This window comes from Actinomycetota bacterium (assembly GCA_013152275.1).
GTDB lineage: Bacteria > Actinomycetota > Acidimicrobiia > Spongiisociales > UBA4744 > BMS3Bbin01.
In genome coordinates this window covers 34424-49871 of sequence record JAADGS010000081.1, presented here as the reverse complement: position 1 = coordinate 49871, position 15448 = coordinate 34424, and the positions used below count along the sequence as shown (strand labels likewise).

The window sequence follows — 15448 nt, the reverse complement described above, 5'->3', positions numbered from 1 at the left end:
GAGTATCTCGCGTAGCCCGCCCGGATCGCTCACGGCGCCTTCACGCCTCGCCTCCTTTGAACCCAGGGCTCAGGGGGGTCGTGGCGACCCCCCTGAGCCCTGGGTTCAAAGTTTCAAGGGGTCGCTGCCCCCACATCACCCAGTAGCCCCCTGATCTGCTCGGCCACGCCCGGGGAGATCGGTCCGAGAGGTTGCTGCTGGAGCGCGGCAAGAAGGCTTGGCCTTTGAGCCGCGATCGCGCCCCTCACGACGCGAATGTCTGGATCATCAGGCTGCCTCGTAAGCCACAGACGCATGGGTAGAGCCACGGTCGGACCGAACGTGGCAAAGAGATCTATTCTCCACCGACCGTTCTCGTCCCGGTAGGCGATCCAGCGAGCCAGCCCGCTGTCCTTTCGCAGAGCCACTTCCACATTGGCGAACTCCACGCCATCTATGGTCACCCTCGGCCCCGCAGCCACCAACATGTCACCGAGTCCTTCCCGAACGTTCCGTCCGTACGTGTCCTGGAACGATGTCCAGAAAGCGGCCAGGGATGCTTCCGGAATCCCGTCCTCGATCATGCCCGTCGCCTCGGACAACGTGGCTCCGTCCAAGGCGATGAGAAGAGCTACCTGCTCATCGTCCGTCAGCTCACTCGCCCTGGCGAGATCGCCGTCGCCGATGGCGGACAAGAGATCGCGTAGCGCACCGTCGGGCGTCTCGGCACCGAGCACCGTGGTAGTGGTCGTTGTCGTCGACTCCCCGGACGGCGCCGAACAGCCAACCACGAGTGTTGCCACGACGACAAGGGCAAGGAGACGCGACATCAGGGTGACGATAGCGCGGGCTTCTACACTCAATGAACCATGTCGCAAACCCTCACGGCAGCCCTCATCGGAATCATGGCAGGAGTTGCCAGCGGGCTGTTCGGCATCGGCGGAGGTCTCATCTTTGTCCCTGGCCTCGTCCTCGTCCTTGGCTTCGAGCAACACCGCGCCCACGCGACATCGTCCGCTGCGGTCGTCGTGACGGCCGGCACGGGAGCGATTCTCTTCTTCGATGGAGGAGCGGCGGATCTGCGTTCAGGTGGGCTCCTTGCCGCCGGAGCGATTCTCGGAGCGTTCGCCGGCGCAACGGTCATGGGCAAGGTGCCGTCGAAATGGCTCAAGGCACTGTTCGTGCTGGTCGCCGTCATCGCAGCGATCAGGCTCGCGCTCGGCGGACTCGGAACGGTCGCCGGCCTCGAACGTGTCGAAGACACCGTCGGAACCATGATCGCGATCGTGTTCCTCGGCATGGCAACAGGCGCCTTGATGTCGATGCTCGGCCTCGGAGGAGGACTCGTCTACGTGCCGATCCTTGCCCTCGTCTTCGGCCTCGAGCAGCACATCGCACAAGGAACGTCGCTGGTGGCCATCGTTCCGACTGCAGCATCGGCTGCCATCGTCCATTACCGAGCCCACCGAGTGGACATCCCGATCGCTCTCGTCCTCGGTGCCGGCAGCATTGTCGGCGTGTTGCTCGGTGCGCTCCTGGCGTTCAGTCTCGCCGGCCCGACGCTCCAGTTGCTCTTCTCGGGACTCCTCGTCGTCGCCGCAGGCATGCAGTTGTTCAGGAAGAGCTGAGAGGCCGCCCCGCCCGCCCCGCAGTCTTGCGTCGATGCTGCGCCCCGATACGAAGTGCGAAATACGTAGCTACGGCGAGGAAAACGATCTGCCTACGGCACGAGGATACGACGGCAATGGATGCAGCGCGGCGGGTCCTCGGCAAGCGCTTGCCGCCGCTCGGCCGCCGAGAGCTTGAGATGACACCCACCACACACTCCGGTCTCATCGAGGCGTCCCACGGCCACGCCCTCCTTTCGCCCACGTAGCTGCTCATAGAGTTCCAACAGGTCCGGGGGGATCAAGGTGATCGCGGCCACTTTTCTTTCTTCTCGCACCGCCAGTGCTGCGTCTATGCCCTTCCAAGCTTCCTTGATGATCCCGCTCAGGTGCTGCTCCTCTGCCTCTGCTGCAGCGAGCTCATCGCGGATGACCGCAACTTCCTTCTCGAGCGTCTCTTTGAGTTCGAGGAGTTCGAGAACCCTGTCCTCGGTCTCGCGTACCCGGTTTCGCAGACTCTCCACATCGAGTCGCATGTTCTCGGTCTCTTTTGCGCTCATGCCTCCGGCGTACAGGCGCCGTTCCTGCTGACCCACCTTCGTCTCCGCCATCTCGAGCTCGCCGTAGGTTCGGTCGAGATCGAGGCTGAGCTCACGAAAGACGGTTTCCTTCTCGGACAGCTCCGTTCGGATCTCTTCCGTCTCGAGATGTGCGCTCCTGTAGCGCTCCAGTTCAGGCAAAGACGCACGCTGCTCCAGAAGACGATCGATTTCAGAATCGACCCGCTGAAGCTCCAACAGATCGGCCAGACTCTGGAATTCGCTCATGGCTCCCATGAGTGGAGATGGTAACAAGCCTGGCAGCGCCCGAAGGCGCCTCGCCATCGTCGATCTTGCACTAGTCTCCGTCAACCCGGGCGCTTAGCTCAGTCTGGCAGAGCACCTCGTTTACACCGAGGGGGTCGGCGGTTCAAACCCGTCAGCGCCCACCAATTCAAGCTCGGGCCTCTCGCGGCCGACGATCTATAAAGTACGCCAGAGCACAAACACTCAGGTGCCGGCACGTCGCACCGAGGAGGCACACGTGGCAGGCAGCAACCGCCTCGCCAACCGGGATGGTCACGAAGACACGATCCGTCGATACCTCGACGAGATCGGCACCTACCCTCTGCTCACCGCACAAGAAGAGGTCGATCTCGCCATGACGATGGAGTCGGGCAGAGAGGCCGCGAAAACCCTCGAAAACGGCCTCTCCGACCACGACCGCGAGAAGACCACCGCACTCGTTCAGCAAGGAGAACAGGCGCGCAAGCGGTTCATCAGCTCCAATCTTCGATTGGTCGTCTCCATAGCGAAGCGCTACACGAACACGGCCCTGGGGCTTCTCGACCTCATCCAGGAAGGCAACCTCGGGTTGATCCATGCTGTCGAGAAATTCGACTATCGCAAAGGATTCAAGTTCTCGACGTATGCGACCTGGTGGATACGACAGGCGATCACCAGGGCCATCGCCGACAAGGGCCGCACGATCCGGGTGCCCGTCCACATGATGGACACCATCTCCCAGGTCCGCCATGCGGAGAACCACCTCACGAAACGCCTGGGACAGGCTCCTACCCCCGATGAGATCGCGAACCACTCCGGACTCGAAGTCCGTAAGGTGATCGAGGCGATGAGGGTTGCCCCCGAGCCCGTCTCCATCTTCGAACCCGTCGGAGAGGACGAGGCCATTCTCGGAGATTTCATCGAAGACACCAACGCCACGGCACCGTTCGAACTCGTTGCCCTCGAGATGCGCAGACAGGACCTTGCCGTGGTCCTCGGCAGACTCCAAGAACGCGAGCGGATCATCTTGTCGATGCGGTACGGCCTGGAAGATGGTATTCCCCACACCCTCGACGAGGTCGGCAGATGTTTCGATCTGACCAGAGAGCGCATTCGTCAGATCGAAGCGAAAGCGCTGATGAAACTGCGCCACCCGGCCAATCCGACCGGGCTCCGTCGAATGCTCACCCCGTAGTCGCTGCGAGAGTCGGCCGGCAGTCGGTGCCCTGACCGAAACGGCGCTGTTCCGAGAACGGTACTAGCTTTCATTGCATGCAGTACATGCACGTAGCGGAGTTTCATATCCTCCCCGGAGCAATGGGACCATTCACCAGTGCCGTGCAGCGGTGGGAACGCGCCGCGCTCTCGGACCCGGATGGGCCCCTCGAGCATCAGGTGCTCGTGGATGCCGACAAGCCTTCGCGAGTGCTCGTGCTGACTCGCTTCGAAGACGAAGAGCACGCGCAACGGTTCGCGGTATCGAGCCTCCCGAACCGGTTGATGGCAGACGTCCTGTCGTGCTGCGACAGCACGATGTCGTCGCGCCGCTACTCCGTGTACTACGCAGCGAGCCGGGAAGGGCACACCACCGTTTTCGGCGCGGGGCCGAAGAGCGACTAGAAGTCTGCCGAGCGATACGGGTACCACGTAGTTCGTATCTCCTATCGCAACCTCAGGTCGACCAGAGACCGTGAGATGGACGTAGAGGCCGAATGCAGGCCTTCCCTCCCACGTGGTCCATCGAGAACGCGGCGGCCCTACCGCCGGGGTACGAGGGAGTGCGTGCCAAGTACCGCTCAGTCGACTCCCAGGACACGGGTCCCGGGCCCGTCGAATGCTCAACGGCTCATGCGGACGAAACGAGTTCCCACAACTCGCGGATGTCCGCCGTGAGCGGCCTGTCCTTGTCTTCTCGCCGTGGACGACCCCTGCCCCTGCGCCGGTAGTACGGATGGCCTTCCCAGAAGATCACCCCTCCCCAGACGCCCCACTCGACCTCTTCTTCGAGGGCGGATTGCAGACAGGTCAGCCGGACCGGGCAGCGGACGCAGACCGCCTGGGCGCGTTCCAGGTCGACGGGTCGCTCGGAGAAGAACAGATCATGCTTGCCGGACGCCACACACGCCCCACGCTGGTAGATATCGTTCACGGGTACTTCCTTTGCCTTCCGGAAACGTCCGGCGGCTCGGAAGGACTGTGAGGTCAGGGAACGAGTGGCCGCGGACGCGACGAACCAGGCCTGGACGGCCCGTATGTCGAGGTTCGCATCCGCATGACACCTCCCAGATGGCGTGGCCCAACCCTATCTGCTCGAGCGAACGTTCGTCAAGGTAATTTCGGGACCTACGGCCCTGGAAATCAGTCGATGGCTCGTGTAGTACTACAAGAAGGAGGACAGGGTGATGCCCATGACCAAAGTTGCAGCACGAGTCCGAAACTTCCTCACCAACAACGGCGTCGCATTCGATGTTGAACGGCACCGTCCCGCGTACACGGCACAGGAGATCGCTGCCATCGAGCACATCCCCGGTGACGAGTTCGCCAAGACGGTGATCGTGATGGCGGGATCGTCACCGATCATGGCCGTACTCTCGGCCAATCGGCACGTCCGATTGTCCAAGGTCGCCGCCGCGGTCGGCGCAGAAGTGCGTCTCGCCACGGAAGCCGAATTCAGCCCTCTGTGCCCGGATTGTGAACGCGGAGCAGAGCCACCGTTCGGCAACCTGTACGACATGCCCGTGTACCTGGACACGGGGTTCACGGCCGATGAGATGGTCTTCAACGCGGGAAACCACGTCGAGACGATCCGAATGGCGACCGAGGACTACATCGCGTTGGTGAAACCGATCAGAGCCGAGCTGTCGTAGGCGTCTGCTGCATATCGACGATTGCAGTGCTCGGCCAGATTCAACGCGGCCGTTCTCAGCGCACCACCCAGGCATTTCCGTCAAGAGCGAGGAGCCGTTCCGATGCTGCGGGACCCCACGAGCCTGCCGGATAAGGGGCCGGTTCCTCGGTTCGAGCAAGAAGAGGAGTGAACAGACGCCAGGATTCCTCGACTTCGTCGGCCCGGACGAACAGCGTCTGATCACCCAAGAGGAGGTCCACGATCAGGGTCGTGTACGCTGCGGGCAGAGGTCCGAACGCCTCCTCGTAGAAGAAGTCCAGGGGCAGCGTCATGAGCCGGAAGCGCTCTTCGGGTGCCTTCACATCGAAGAGCAGCTCGAATCCCTCGTGAGGCTGCAGCGTGATGACGAGCGTATTCGAGTGGACTTGACAGAACCCCTCACGGTCGAACAGACACACGGGCGGTTCGTGGAACTCGATGGCGATCTGGGTGAGTTGGCGAGGCAGGCGCTTGCCGGTGCGCAGGTAGAACGGTACGCCCTGCCAGCGCCAGTTGTCGATATCGATCCTCATCGCCACGAATGTGCCCGTGGTCGAGTCGCCGGCGACGCCATCCTCCTCCAGGTAGCCCACGACAGGAGAACCGTTGGATACGCCCGGGCCGTAACGCCCCACCACGACCTGCTCCGGGTCGATGCGCCGAATCGACTGGAGGACCTTCACTTTTTCGTTACGGATGGCGTCTGCTTCCAGCGAAGCGGGCGGCTCCATGGCCACCAAGGTCATGACCTGAGCGAGATGATTCTGAACCATGTCCCGCAGCGCTCCGGCATGCTCGTAGTACCCGGCTCTGTGTTCCACACCGAGTTCCTCGGCGACGCTGATCTGAACGGACTTCACGCGGTCCCGATTCCAGGAACTCTCGAACAGCGAGTTGGCGAAACGGAGGACGAGCAGGTTCTGGACGGTCTCTTTCCCGAGATAGTGATCGATGCGGTACACCTGCGATTCGTCGAAGTACTCATGCACCAGCTCGTTGAGATCACGGGCGCTCTCGAGATCCCTTCCGAACGGTTTTTCCACCACGAGACGGGTCCAGCCGGGACTCTTGGCCAGACCTGCATCGCCCAGGCCCTCGATCGCAGTGGGGAATACGCGAGGAGGTAGCGCCAGATAGAAGACCCGGTTGCCGGGCATCCCATACTCTTGTTCCAGCGCTTCGATGCGCTCCCTGAGCGCGTCATATCCTGGGCGGATGCACTGGTAGTGCACTGCCCTGTCGGACCAGGCTTCGAACTCTTCATCGTCGTGGCCGGCAGCTCGAAGCGCATCTCTGGTGCTTTCCCGAAACGCCTCGTCTGTGAGTTCAGATGTGGCAACACCGAGAATCCGACAGCGGTCCCCGAGTCCCCGGTCGGCAACCATCGCGTAGAGGGCCGGCAGCAGTTTCCGGCTCGTCAGGTCCCCGGTGGCTCCGATGATGACGAAGAGATGCGATTCGATGTGCTTCACGACGGATCCGGCTTGATGGCATGTCCGCCGAACGCGTTGCGCATCGCCGACAACATCCGATCGGCAAATCCCTCCTCGTCTCTGGACCGGAATCTGCGGAACAGGGAGCCCGCGATGATTGGTGTTGCGACGTCCAGATCGATTGCTTCGAACACGGTCCAACGGCCCTCGCCGGAGTCGGGTACGAACGGAGCGATGCCGTCCATGGTCGGGTTCTTTTCCAGAGCCGTCGCCGTCAGATCCAGGAGCCAGGAGCGAATGACCGAGCCGTACCGCCAGATCTCTGCGATCTGGTGCAGGTCCAGACCGAATTCCTTCTTGGCTTCGAGAACGGCAAACCCTTCCGCGTAGGCCTGCATGAGGCCGTATTCGATACCGTTGTGGATCATCTTGACGAAGTGCCCTGATCCGGCAGGGCCAACATGACCCCAGCCCAGTTCGGCGGTCGGCGCGAGCGCCTCGAATACGGGGCGTAGCCGCTCGACGGCCTCGACGGACCCGCCGACCATCATCGAATACCCCTCCGCCAGACCCCAAACGCCTCCGGACGTGCCGACGTCGACGAATTCGACGCCGGATTCGGCACAGCGTTCGGCTCGACGCATGGAATCCTTGTAGAACGAGTTTCCCCCATCGACGATCACCGCGCCGGCACCCACGTGGGGCAGAAGCGCGTCGATCGTAGCGTCGACCGGATGCCCGGCCGGAACCATCACCCACAGCGCCTGCGGAGCGGGAAGCGCGGCCGCGATGGCCTCGAGCGAGTCGGCACCTTCGCCTCCCCCTTCGACGAGAGCGGCCACCGCGTCCGTACTCAGGTCGAATCCGACAACCCGGTGTCCGTGCCGGATGAGACGTTCCGCCATATTGGCCCCCATCTTGCCGAGGCCGATCATTCCAATGTCCACTTCGATCTCCTATCAGTTGATGCCGAGTGCGGCCAATTCGCTTCTGAGTTGGCCGACGTTTTCAAAGGTGATTGTGTGCAAACCCAGGTCCCGGGCACATTCCATGTTGAGCGACCGATCGTCGATGAACGCGCTCTCTTCAGGCCGCCGATGGGTGATGTCGAGTGCAAGGCGGTAGATCGCCTCGTCGGGCTTCTTGACTCCAAGGTACGCGGACGTGAGGAACACCGAGAAGATCTCGTGCAGTCCGAAGGTCTCGATCCGGTACTCGTTGAGCTCCTTCGACTCATTGTTGAGCGTCGCGAGCAGATACCTATCCGACAGGCTGGACACAAACTCGAGTGCACCCGGCACCGGTTTGGACTGGGCCTGCATACCGCCGATGAACGCTTCTCGCGAAAAGCTCCTGTCGCGATAGAAAACGGTGCGATCGAGGTACTCGTCGATGGTCATGCGACCTGTTTCGAACGCATCCGCGACGAACTCATGCCGGTCCCGGAACTCCTCCCAGTCCAGACCGAAGCTCTCCACACAATGGAGACGGGAACGCCGATCCCAACCGTTGGTCAGCAGCACTCCCCCGACGTCGAAGAAGAGCGTCGTTACGTCGGCCATGCCTGCTCCATCTCGGCAAGTGTCCTCCTGCCCAGGTCGATGCGCAGCACCCGGCGACCACGGCCCCGCATCGCACGGTAGTCCCCGTCGGCCTGGGCCCGGATGATCTTCCCGAAGGAGTAGTCGACCTCGGGCACGGGCAAGTCTGAAGAAGGCTCGTCGACGATTTGGAAGAACACCCCATTGTTTGCTCCACCTTTGTGGAGTTGTCCGGTCGAGTGAAGGAAACGGGGGCCGAACCCGACCGTCGTCGCAGCGCCCGTTCTTGCGCGCAACCCCGTTCGGAGCCGCCGAAGCACACCCTCGTTCTCGGCGTTGCGCGGCACGTAGGCCTGAATGGCAATGTAGTCGCCGGTGTCCACGACATCGAGGAACGCAGCGACGGAATCGATGAAATCCGGTTCTGAGAGTCGGACCGCTTCGATCGGCTCCGCGGCACCCGCTTCTGCCTCCATCGCCTCGAGGGCGAGAGTCTTGGCAAGTTGGACGTCGGGTTGATTGAACGGGTGGATGCCGAGCACGGAACCTGCCGCTGCCGTAGCTATCTCTGCCCGGAACATCTCGGCCGACAGCTCATAGACGGTGGCAAGGGAAATCGTGATCACGGGATGTCCCGCAGCAACGATGCCATCGGTTCTGGGCGCAGGTTCTCCGTCGAGGTGATAGGAGATGAAGAGTCGATCCTGCCCGTACTCGCCAGGATCGGCCGGTGGCTCACCGGCGATGGGAACGATCCCCTTTCCATCCTTGCCGGTCGATTCGGCTACGAGTTGCTCCAACCAGTCGGGGAACGCCCTGAGCGTCGAGGAAACCAGGAAGGTCAGCTTGTCCCTCCCGGCGAGGGCCAACTCCCCCATCGCCGCCCCCAGCCGCAACCCGGGATTGGCGGACGCGGTCACGGCAGATCCGGACCGCCGGGCCATCGCTGCGGCAGCACCGAGCAGCCGTTCGAGGTCCACGCCGATCAAGGCGGCCGGGACGAGGCCGAACATCGTGAGAGCCGAATAGCGTCCTCCGACGTCCGCCGGAGCCGAGAACACGGCACGAAAGCCCCGGCTCCTCGCCAGGTCTTCGAGAGGGCTTCCCGGATCGGTGACCGCGACGAATCGGCGCTCCGGACGGTCGAGAATCCGGGACGTCTGTGACCAGAAATGCCGGAATCCCGAAAGCGTCTCCAACGTGGTACCCGACTTCGAAGAGACCACGAACATCGTTGCTGCAGGATCGATGGCGGCGTCGACCGCGCGCACCGCATCGGGGTGCGTCGAGTCGAGAACGACCAACGTCGGAAATCCCGACTTGCTGCCCAACGTCCGCTGGAACACCTCGGGGGCAAGGCTGGATCCGCCCATGCCGAGCAGTACGACATGACGGATGCCCTCGGATTGAGCCTCGGCTCCGAACGCCGCGAGTTCACGAGCATGCGGAGCCATGTCGTCTGCCAGCGTCAGCCAGCCAAGTCGATCGACGATCTCGGGCTTTTCCTGTTCGAACCACAGTGTGGGATCCTTCGCCCACAAACGGTGAGCAAAACCCGATGCGTCCCACGCGCGAAGGCGTTGTCGAACGGCGGTCTCATAAGCGCCTAACTGCATATCCATGATTCACTCCCTCGACAACCGCACATCACAGTCGTCTCCAATCGTTTCCGTATCCTGTGTCTTGGCTGTGTCCAGCGATTGCCGTCGGCCGTCAGCCCACCAAACCCGTGTAGAGGTTGAAGCCTCCCCCGCGCACGAATCCGACGACGGTTACTCCCAACTCTCGGGCGAGATCCACGGCCAGCGACGACGCTGCCGAAATCCCGGCGACGCAGGGAATCCCCACGACTGCGGCCTTTTGCACGATCTCGAAGGAAACCCTGCCCGACACGAACAGAACCATCGCGCCGAAGGGCCATGACCTGCGCGCAACTGCGCCAACGACTTTGTCGACGGCGTTGTGCCTTCCGATGTCCTCACGCGCTTCGACCAGTCTGCCCTCGAAGTCGAAGAGCGCAGCGGCGTGCAGCCCCCCGGTGTCCGAGAAGGTCTCCTGCTCGAACAGCAGCATGTGCGGCAACTCGCCCAGAACGTGCGCCGTGATCGGGGTTTCGGTCACCACCTCGGAAGCGGCGATGCGCACCGCATCGATGGATGCCTTGCCGCACACGCCGCACGAAGAGGTCGTGTACAGGTTCCGGCGGAATTGCTCGGGGTCGACCCGTACACCGTGAGCAAGATCCAATCGGAGGCGGTTCTCTCCGACCTCCGTCACGCCGGCGAGCTCGTCGGGTTCGAGGAGGACTCCTTCGGTGAGCGAGAACCCGAGGGCCAGGTCCGCATCGTCACCCGGTGTGCGCATCACCACGGCGATAGGCGTATCGACGATCCTCAACTCGAGCGGCTCTTCGGTGACGAGGTGGTCAACGGCTCGCCGAGGAGTCCCTTCCTGGAAACGAACGATGTCGCGCTGGGTCGATCTCACATCGCGCAGCCTACCGGAGCACCGGGTTCTAACCCTCGCCTTCTTTGCTTCCCCTCCCAGGACTCGGGACTTCCCCCTGAGGGGTCTGGCTCCGGCTACGCCAGTTCGGGAACACCCCCATCGCCTCGAAGACTCGGCACTTCCCCCTGAGGGGGAAGGAAGAAGCTGGCGGGTCACTCCACGTGCCGGTGTCCAAACCGTCCCTTGATACACAGGTTGCCGTTCGTGATGTCGTGATCCAGTGGAGACGTCACCTTGACGATCCGGTTGTCCTGAACATACAACTCGAGGTTGCAGCCAACCCCGCAGAACGGACACACCGTCAGCGTGACCTGTTGGAGTGCCTCGTCCCAGGTTCCCTCCCTGCGCAGCTCGAACTCGGCGAGCGGAATCAGCGCACCGGTCGGACAGATCGCAACACAGTTCCCACAGAACACGCAGGCGGAGTCGGACAACGGCACATCGAACTCCGTGGCAATGTGGGCAGTTGCCCCGCGCCCAGCGACGGTGATGGCAAACGTGTTCTGGGCTTGGTCGCCGCACACGTCGACGCAGCGACGACAGAGGATGCACCGGTCGAGATCTCGAACGTAGAGGCTGTTGTCGATTGCAGGCTCCCGACCGCATGTGGTGAGGTGCAGGCGCTCCGGTTCCGCTCCATACGACTCGATCATGCCGTCGAGGCCGGCGTTGGAAAGGTCCGAGGTCGCCGCGAGCAGCTCGAGCACCATGCGACGAGCATGCCGCACCCGGTGCGAATCCGTGTTGACGACCATCCCTTCAACCACCTCCCGGGAACACGAAGGAACGAGGGACGTCGAACCTTCGACCTCGACCACACAGAGCCGGCAGGCATTGGCAGGCTCGAGTGTCTCCAGGAAGCAGAGCGTCGGTACCGTAATGCGTTCGTCGCGACAAGCCTGGAGGATCGTCGTTCCGTCGGCAACGTCGAGCGGCCGGCCGTCGATCGTGATCCTCATGGCGCACCTCCGATCAGCCCCAGGCGCAGAGCCGATCGGATCGCCGATGCAGCGGTACGCCCCAGGCCGCAGATGGAGGCGTCCGTCATGACCCTGTCCACATCGGCGAGGATCTCGCGCCGACTGTCATCACCGTCCAGGAAACGACCGAGCGCCTCCTGCTGGGCAACGGTCCCGATCCGGCACGGCACGCACTGTCCGCATGATTCCCGGCGAAAGAAGTCGGCAATCCGCCGTACGACGGCATCCAGATTCGACGTTTCATCGAATACGACGATCGCACCGGACCCGTACGATTCACCAAGGGTCGCGAGGCGCTCGAACGACATGATATCGTCCAACCGGTCGGGGCCCATGAAGACTCCTGCGGCGCCCCCGACCAGAGCAGCACGAAACGTTCCGATCACTCCGCCGGCCATCTCGATGATCTCGCCGAGCGGGGTGGAGCACGGCGCTTCGTAGAGGCCGGGCATGGCAACGCTCCCGGAGACCGGGAACAGTTTCGTTCCCGTGGATCCATCACGCCCCGACGCGGCGTACGCCTTACCTCCCCCGGCGACGATCGACAAGATGTTGGCGAGTGTCTCGACGTTGTTGATCACCGTCGGTTTGCCGAAGAGTCCCGCGTCTGTCGGGAACGGAGGTTTCACTCGCGGCTCGCCGCGAAAACCTTCGATCGAATTGAAGAGCGCAGTCTCCTCTCCACACACATATGCGCCGGCACCGCTCCGCACATCGACATCGAACTCGAAGCCGGATCCCATTACCGAAGGCCCGAGCAGACCGGCTTCTCGTGCCACCGACACTGCGTTCTCGACACGCTCCGCGGCCAGCGGGTACTCGCCGCGCACGTAGACGAAGCCCTGCGAGGCGCCCACGGCAAGCCCTGCGATGGTGAGGGCTTCCACGATGGCGAACGGGTCGTTCTCCAGAATGACCCGGTCCTTGAACGTCCCCGGTTCGGACTCGTCGGCGTTGCAGACAACGTACTTGGGTGTCGACTCGGAACGCGCCGCCGCCGCCCATTTTCGACCCGTCGGGAACGAAGCGCCGCCCCTGCCCCGCAGGAGTGAGAGATCGATCTCCGCAATCACCGCGGCCGGACCCATCCTCAAGGCTTTCTCCAATGCCGCGTAGCCACCATGGCTGCGGTAGTCGTCGAGGCTGGACGGATCGACGACGCCGACTCTCGAGAGAAGAGCCAACCGTCCACCGATACGGTCGACCACGACAGGTGCCGTTTCACCCGCTATCGCAGCGTCGATGCCTTCGAGCGAAGCGGGGGCAACAGTCACGTCCTGCCGGCCGGCCACACGGACCAGCGCGGCAGAACCGTGGGCACAGTGCCCGAGGCATGACACCGGTTCGACGGTGGCAGCATCGCCGTGACGGGCTCTCGTGTCGGCAATGAGTTGGGCGCTGCCCGCGCAGGCGATGTCGTCGCACACCCTGATCGCCGTGTCGGGTCCTGGAGCGGTGTCCAGGAGGTCGTAGAACGTTGCGACCCCGAACGACTCGGCCGGCGACACTCCGAGCCGTTGGTCGAGATAGTCGAGAGCCTCGGGCGTGATCCATCCCATGGCTCGCTGCGCCGCCTGCAGCGCCGGCAGGAGCAAGTGGCGTCGAGCTTTCAGCGCGGCACCGCCTCGAGCGACACGACCACCGGTTGCCGTTCGCGCCGATGCATCCCAACCGAGTGTCGCCGGACCCAATACGGCGTCGATCGCCCTACGCTCCGCATCGCCGATCACGTTCATGAGGGCTCTCCAAGCCGTTCGATCCTGACCGCCGTCGCCTTGTATTCGGACGTTCCCGACTTGGGATCCCACGCATCCAACGTGAGCACGTTCGTGTCCACCTGATCGGGGAAATGGAACGTCAGGAACGCCAGGCCCGGTCTCAGGTTGGGATCGGTGCGTACGGGCGCCTCGACAGATCCACGTCTCGACGTGACACGCGCCAGATCGCCATTGGCAAGCCCGAGGGCGGCGGCGTCCTCCGGTGAGAGATCGATGCTCTCACCCCATCGCTTCGGCGACGAGTACCGTCCGGATTGCACACCGGTGTTGTAACTATCGAGTCGGCGTCCCGTGGTCAGCCTGATGGGAAACTCCTCGTCGAGCCGGTCGACGGGGGGACTCCACTCGACGGGCGTGAACGGTGCCTTGGGGCCGGTCACCGGATCGTCCCAGAGACGGCCGTGAAGGAACGGCCGACCGGGATCGTCCGTGTCGCGGCACGGCCATTGAAGACCGCCGTGAGATGCCAGACGCTCATAGCTCATTCCCGCATGGATCGAAGAGAGCCCCCGCAGTTCATCCCACACTTCCTCTGCAACCGGATGGCCCCAGTCACAGCCCATGCGTGCGGCAAGGTCGGCGATGATCACAAGGTCGTCTCTCGCCTCACCGGGCGGATCCAAAGCTCTTCGCACGAGCTGCACCCGACGTTCCGACGAGGTGAAGGTGCCGTCCGTCTCGGCCCAGCCTGCCGCCGCCGGCAGGACCACATCGGCAAGCTCTGCCGTCTTGGTGAGGAACATGTCTTGCACGACGAGATGATCGAGGCCGGCGAGAAGCTTGCGCACCCTCGTCGCATCGGCTTCGGACTGTGCCGGGTTCTCTCCAATGATGTACAGGGACCTGAGATCCTCACGTTCCATCGCGTCGAACATCTGCGAGATGTGCCATCCCGGTTCGGCCGGCAGCTTCGTACCGTACGCTGCTTCGAACCGGGCCCGCTCCGTATCGTCCGACACGTCCTTGAAGCCGGGGAGCTTGTTCGGAAGCGCACCCATGTCCGCTCCTCCCTGGACGTTGTTCTGGCCCCGCAAGGGAACCAGACCGGATCCCCACCGGCCGATGTGTCCGGTGAGCAATGCCAGGTTGATCAGTGAGAAGACGTTGTCGGTCCCACAGTGATGCTCGGTGATGCCGAGAGTCCAGCACAGTTGGGCCGTCGGCGCGAGCGCGTAGGCGTGGGCGAGCTCGGAGATCGCATCTGCAGGAACGCCGGTGACGTTCGCCGCCCGGTCCAGCGTCCACGCGTCCACGGCGGTCCGGTAATCATCGAAGCCGCTCGTGGCGCGTTCGATGAACTCGCGATCGTGCAAGCCGGCGGTGATGATCTCGCGCCCGACGGCGTTGGCAAGGGCGATGTCGGATCCAACGTCCAGACCGAGCCAGAGATCGGCGAACGTCGCGGACGAGCTGCGCCTGGGATCGATGACGATCAGCTTTGCACCGTGGCGGATCCCCTTGAGGACATGATGAAAGAAGATCGGGTGTGCGTCGCGCGCGTTGGAGCCCCACAGGACGATGAGGCCGGTGTCCTCGGCTTCCCTGTAGGAACTCGTTCCGCCACCTGCTCCGAACACTGTCGCCAGACCGACGACACTGGGAGCGTGTCAGGTACGGTTACACGAGTCGATCGTATTGGTGCCAACGGCCATACGGACGAACTTCTGTGCGAGGTAGTTCATCTCGTTGGTGCCTTTGGAACAGCTCATCACCCCGAACGCTCCCGGACCGTACCGACTGGTGACGGCCTGAATGCCGCCGGCTGCTCTGTCGAGCGCCTCGTCCCATGATGCCGGTCGAAGAACCCCATCTTCCCGGACGAGCGGGCGGGTGAGCCGATCTCGATGCATACGCACCTCCTTCTCGTGACAGTTTAGAGGTCCCCCACCATTCCATCCGTTCTCGTGACGG

Annotated in this window: 14 protein-coding genes, 1 tRNA gene and 1 pseudogene; 5 read left to right on the top strand and 11 right to left on the bottom strand. The window is 63.1% G+C overall.

Going from position 1 to position 15448, the window contains the following annotated elements:
* Positions 1-113 precede the first annotated feature (113 nt).
* Entirely contained in the window at positions 114-809 is a 696-nt protein-coding gene (locus GXP34_13120; protein ID NOY56906.1) for a hypothetical protein, read from the bottom strand.
* A 39-nt stretch (positions 810-848) separates the two neighbouring features.
* On the opposite strand from GXP34_13120, the gene GXP34_13115 reads away from it, so the two are divergent.
* A complete protein-coding gene (locus GXP34_13115; GenBank protein NOY56905.1) occupies positions 849-1607 on the top strand; it encodes a sulfite exporter TauE/SafE family protein in 759 nt (252 codons plus the stop codon).
* 92 nt (positions 1608-1699) lie between these two features.
* Here the strand turns inward: GXP34_13115 and GXP34_13110 are convergent, their stop codons facing one another.
* Complete coding sequence (locus tag GXP34_13110) at positions 1700-2422, bottom strand: hypothetical protein (protein ID NOY56904.1); 723 nt, start codon at positions 2420-2422, stop codon at positions 1700-1702.
* Between the two features lie 78 nt (positions 2423-2500).
* Here GXP34_13110 and GXP34_13105 point away from each other — a divergent pair.
* The 3 genes and pseudogenes from GXP34_13105 (at position 2501) to GXP34_13095 (ending at position 4030) form a co-directional block, all read left to right on the top strand.
* A tRNA-Val gene (locus tag GXP34_13105) sits at positions 2501-2577 on the top strand.
* Positions 2578-2702: 125 nt separating this feature from the next.
* Positions 2703-3605: pseudogene (locus GXP34_13100) on the top strand (sigma-70 family RNA polymerase sigma factor).
* 122 nt (positions 3606-3727) lie between these two features.
* The gene (locus tag GXP34_13095) at positions 3728-4030 is read left to right on the top strand and encodes a hypothetical protein (GenBank protein NOY56903.1); all 303 of its coding nucleotides are present in this window, start codon (positions 3728-3730) and stop codon (positions 4028-4030) included.
* 226 nt (positions 4031-4256) lie between these two features.
* Here the strand turns inward: GXP34_13095 and GXP34_13090 are convergent, their stop codons facing one another.
* The gene (locus tag GXP34_13090; GenBank protein NOY56902.1) at positions 4257-4559 is read right to left on the bottom strand and encodes a WhiB family transcriptional regulator; all 303 of its coding nucleotides are present in this window, start codon (positions 4557-4559) and stop codon (positions 4257-4259) included.
* Positions 4560-4818: 259 nt separating this feature from the next.
* On the opposite strand from GXP34_13090, the gene GXP34_13085 reads away from it, so the two are divergent.
* The gene (locus tag GXP34_13085) at positions 4819-5277 is read left to right on the top strand and encodes a YbaK/EbsC family protein (protein NOY56901.1); all 459 of its coding nucleotides are present in this window, start codon (positions 4819-4821) and stop codon (positions 5275-5277) included.
* Positions 5278-5332: 55 nt separating this feature from the next.
* Here the strand turns inward: GXP34_13085 and zwf are convergent, their stop codons facing one another.
* From zwf to fdhF, 8 genes are all read right to left on the bottom strand, one after another.
* Complete coding sequence (gene zwf / locus GXP34_13080; protein NOY56900.1) at positions 5333-6769, bottom strand: glucose-6-phosphate dehydrogenase; 1437 nt, start codon at positions 6767-6769, stop codon at positions 5333-5335.
* The gene (gnd, locus tag GXP34_13075; GenBank protein ID NOY56899.1) at positions 6766-7677 is read right to left on the bottom strand and encodes a decarboxylating 6-phosphogluconate dehydrogenase; all 912 of its coding nucleotides are present in this window, start codon (positions 7675-7677) and stop codon (positions 6766-6768) included. The genes zwf and gnd overlap by 4 nt, the downstream gene beginning before the upstream one ends.
* Positions 7678-7689: 12 nt before the next feature.
* A complete protein-coding gene (locus GXP34_13070) occupies positions 7690-8292 on the bottom strand; it encodes an HAD-IA family hydrolase (protein ID NOY56898.1) in 603 nt (200 codons plus the stop codon).
* Positions 8280-9893 (bottom strand): hypothetical protein, encoded by a 1614-nt coding sequence (locus GXP34_13065; GenBank protein NOY56897.1) that lies wholly within the window; start codon positions 9891-9893, stop codon positions 8280-8282. Before GXP34_13065 ends, GXP34_13070 begins: the two co-directional genes overlap by 13 nt.
* A 91-nt stretch (positions 9894-9984) precedes the next feature.
* Positions 9985-10758, bottom strand: a complete 774-nt coding sequence (gene fdhD / locus GXP34_13060; GenBank protein NOY56896.1) for a formate dehydrogenase accessory sulfurtransferase FdhD — start codon at positions 10756-10758, stop codon at positions 9985-9987.
* Positions 10759-10931: 173 nt separating this feature from the next.
* The gene (locus GXP34_13055; GenBank protein NOY56895.1) at positions 10932-11738 is read right to left on the bottom strand and encodes a 4Fe-4S dicluster domain-containing protein; all 807 of its coding nucleotides are present in this window, start codon (positions 11736-11738) and stop codon (positions 10932-10934) included.
* A complete protein-coding gene (locus GXP34_13050; GenBank protein ID NOY56894.1) occupies positions 11735-13495 on the bottom strand; it encodes an NADH-quinone oxidoreductase subunit E in 1761 nt (586 codons plus the stop codon). Before GXP34_13050 ends, GXP34_13055 begins: the two co-directional genes overlap by 4 nt.
* Complete coding sequence (gene fdhF, locus GXP34_13045; GenBank protein NOY56893.1) at positions 13492-15387, bottom strand: formate dehydrogenase subunit alpha; 1896 nt, start codon at positions 15385-15387, stop codon at positions 13492-13494. Before fdhF ends, GXP34_13050 begins: the two co-directional genes overlap by 4 nt.
* Positions 15388-15448: the final 61 nt, after the last annotated feature.